Source organism: Streptomyces spiramenti, from assembly GCF_012034385.1.
Classification (GTDB): Bacteria; Actinomycetota; Actinomycetes; order Streptomycetales; family Streptomycetaceae; genus Streptomyces; species Streptomyces spiramenti.
The window spans coordinates 1-3,094 of record NZ_JAAVJB010000374.1; the positions used below are offsets into that span (position 1 = coordinate 1).

General features: G+C 75.2%; 2 protein-coding genes and 1 pseudogene. 1 reads left to right on the plus strand and 2 read right to left on the minus strand.

Translation table 11 applies throughout. The features are described from left to right. Positions 1-86: 86 nt before the first annotated feature. Both purH and purN read right to left on the minus strand, forming a co-directional pair. Positions 87-1,688 (minus strand): bifunctional phosphoribosylaminoimidazolecarboxamide formyltransferase/IMP cyclohydrolase, encoded by a 1,602-nt coding sequence (gene purH / locus HCJ92_RS23320; protein ID WP_167935593.1) that lies wholly within the window; start codon positions 1,686-1,688, stop codon positions 87-89. Then, positions 1,685-2,323 carry a phosphoribosylglycinamide formyltransferase gene (purN, locus tag HCJ92_RS23325; RefSeq protein ID WP_167935594.1) on the minus strand — a complete coding sequence of 213 codons (639 nt, stop codon included), beginning with the start codon at positions 2,321-2,323 and terminating at the stop codon, positions 1,685-1,687. The genes purH and purN overlap by 4 nt, the downstream gene beginning before the upstream one ends. Before the next feature lie 220 nt (positions 2,324-2,543). Between purN and HCJ92_RS23330 the strand changes: the two are divergent. Next, a pseudogene (locus HCJ92_RS23330) lies at positions 2,544-3,094 on the plus strand (hypothetical protein); the annotation flags it as partial.

The following is a 3,094-nucleotide window of genomic DNA, read 5'->3' on the forward strand; positions in this document are numbered from 1 at the left end:
CCGCCGGGGACGGCACGGCACACGGGGTGCGGCGCCGCCCCCGACGGGGCGCGGGCGGAGCGGGACGCGCCGGGCGGCGCGTCGGCTCAGTGGAAGAAGTGACGGGTCCCGGTGAGGTACATCGTGACCCCGGCGGCACGCGCCGCGGCGACGACCTCCTCGTCGCGCACCGAGCCGCCCGGCTGCACCACGGCCCTGACACCGGCGTCGAGGAGCACCTGGAGACCGTCCGCGAACGGGAAGAACGCGTCCGAGGCGGCGAAGGAACCGGCAGCGCGCTCCTCGCCCGCCCGCTGCACGGCCAGGCGGGCGGAGTCCACCCGGTTGACCTGGCCCATGCCGACGCCGACGGAGGCGCCGTCCTTGGCCAGCAGGATCGCATTGGACTTCACGGCGCGGCAGGCGCGCCAGGCGAGGAGCAGCGACGCGAGCTCCGCCTCGTCCAGCGCGTCACCGGTGGCGAGGGTCCAGTTGGCCGGGTCGTCGCCCTCGGCCTGGAAGACGTCCTTCTCCTGCACCAGCAGACCGCCCTCGATCGGGCGGACCTCGGTGCGCGCGGCGGGCGCGTCGGCGCAACGCAGTACCCGGATGTTCTTCTTGCGGGTCAGCACGTCGACCGCGCCGTCCTCGTAGCCGGGAGCGACGACGACCTCGGTGAAGATCTCCGCGACCTGCTCGGCCATCTCCACGGACACCGGGCGGTTGACGGCGATGACGCCGCCGAACGCGGAGACCGGGTCGCAGGCGTGGGCCTTGCGGTGGGCCTCGGCGACGTCGGCGCCGACCGCGATGCCGCAGGGGTTGGCGTGCTTGATGATCGCGACGGCGGGCCGGTCGTGGTCGTAGGCCGCGCGCCGGGCGGCCTCGGTGTCCACGTAGTTGTTGTAGGACATCTCCTTGCCGTGCAGCTGCTCCGCGGCGGCGAGGCCGGTGCCACTGCCGTCGCCGTAGAGCGCAGCGGGCTGGTGCGGGTTCTCGCCGTAGCGCAGCGACCGCAGCCGCTCGAAGGCGGAGCCGTGGAAGGCGGGCAGCGCCTCGTCGTCGGCGGCGTAGTCGGCGGCGAACCAGCTCGCGACGGCCGCGTCGTAGGCGGCGGTGTGGGCGAACGCCTCGGCTGCGAGCCGCTTGCGGGCACCGAGCTCGAAGCCGCCGCCGGCGGCGGCCTCCAGCACGTCCGCGTACCGCGCCGGGTTGACGACGACGGCGACGGAGGGGTGGTTCTTCGCGGCGGAGCGGACCATGGCGGGGCCGCCGATGTCGATCTGCTCGACGCAGTCGTCGGGCGCCGCACCGGAGGCGACGGTCTCACGGAAGGGGTAGAGGTTGACGACGACCAGGTCGAACGGCTCGACCTGGAGGTCGGTGAGCTGCTGCCGGTGGTCCGCCAGCCGGAGGTCGGCGAGGATACCGGCGTGCACCTTGGGGTGAAGCGTCTTCACCCGGCCGTCGAGGCACTCCGGGAAGCCGGTCACGTCCTCGACGGGGGTCACCGGGACGCCTGCTGCGGCGATGCGCGCGGCGGTGGAGCCGGTGGAGACCAGCTGGACGCCGGCGGCGTGCAGGCCCGTAGCCAGTTCCTCCAGCCCGGCCTTGTCGTAGACGCTGACCAGCGCGCGACGCAGCGGGCGGCGCCCCGCGTCGGCGGTGTCGGTGCTGGTGGCGGTGGTGGCCGTACGGTCGGCGGTCACGGGATCAGAACCTTTCGTCCCTCGATGCGATAGCCGTCCCGGGCCAGGCGCCCCACGGCATCGACGAGCATGTGTCGCTCGACTTCCTTGATCCGCTCGTGCAGGGCGGATTCGTCGTCGTCCTCCCGGACGTCCACCGCGCGCTGCGCGATGATCGGCCCGGCGTCGACACCCTCGTCGACGAAGTGGACGGTGCACCCGGTCACCTTGACGCCGTGCGCGAGCGCGTCACGGACGCCGTGGGCGCCGGGGAAACTGGGCAGCAGGGCCGGGTGGGTGTTGACGGTCCGGCCCGCGAAGCGCGCGAGGTAGCGCGCGCCGACGATCTTCATGAACCCGGCGGAGACCACCAGGTCGGGTTCGTGGGCGGCCACGTCGGTCGCGAGCGCCTCGTCCCACTCCTCGCGGGTGGCGTGGTCGCGCACCCGTCGGACGAAGGTCGGGACGCCCGCCTCCTCCGCGCGCCGCAGCCCGGTGCAGTCGCGGTCGGCGCCGACGGCAGCGACGCGGGCCCCGTAGGCGGGGTCGGCGGCGGCGTCGAGCAGCGCCTGGAGGTTGGTGCCGGAGCCGGAGACGAGAACGACCAGCCGGGCCGACGAGGGGGCCGGGTCGGACGATGCCGGTGCAGGAGCCACGTGGGAGAGGTGCTTTCTGTGGGCCGCGGGAAGCGATCGGGCGGTCCGCGCGAGGGGTGCGGGGTTCGCACCACGGCGCCGGCCGCCACCGTCACGATACCGGCACGCGCCCGTCCCCCGGCACGACGGTCCACCGGCGCGGACGGTACGGTCGGGACCACCGAAACCGCCGCACCCCCGCCAGGGACCACCGGCGCTACGAAGGGGATACGACGACCAGATGACCGACCGACGCCGTGAATCCTCCTCCGACGGCCGGGCCGGCGGGGAGCCCAACCCCTTCGCCGCGCCGCCCGACGGCGCCCCGGAGCGGCCCTGGCACCTACGCCGCCGCGCCGGTCGCGATAACGGTTCCGGCGGCGGCGGGCGCGACGGCGCCGACGGTGACCGCGACGGTTCGGGCGAGGGGGAGGGCGAGGAGGGCAGGAGCCGGTCGCCCTGGGGCCGCCAGTGGAGCTCCCGCCAGCCGGGCCGCCAGAGCGGCGGCTTCGGCCAGTCCTCCCCCGACCGCGGCGAGGACGGCGACCGCGAGGGGCGGCGCCGCCCGAGCTGGGACCCGGCCGACCCCCGGCAACGGCACGCACGGTACGCACTTCTCGCCGGCGGCTGGGCGTTCGTGGGCGCGGTCTTCGCCTGGGACTGGCTCGCGCTGCTGCTGGGCGCCCTCGCCCTCTACTGGGGCATCGGCGCGCTGCGCGGCACGAAGCGGGAACTCACCGCGGAGGAGCGCGCGGAGGCCGGCGGGCGCGGCGGCTCGGCGGAGGCGACCGC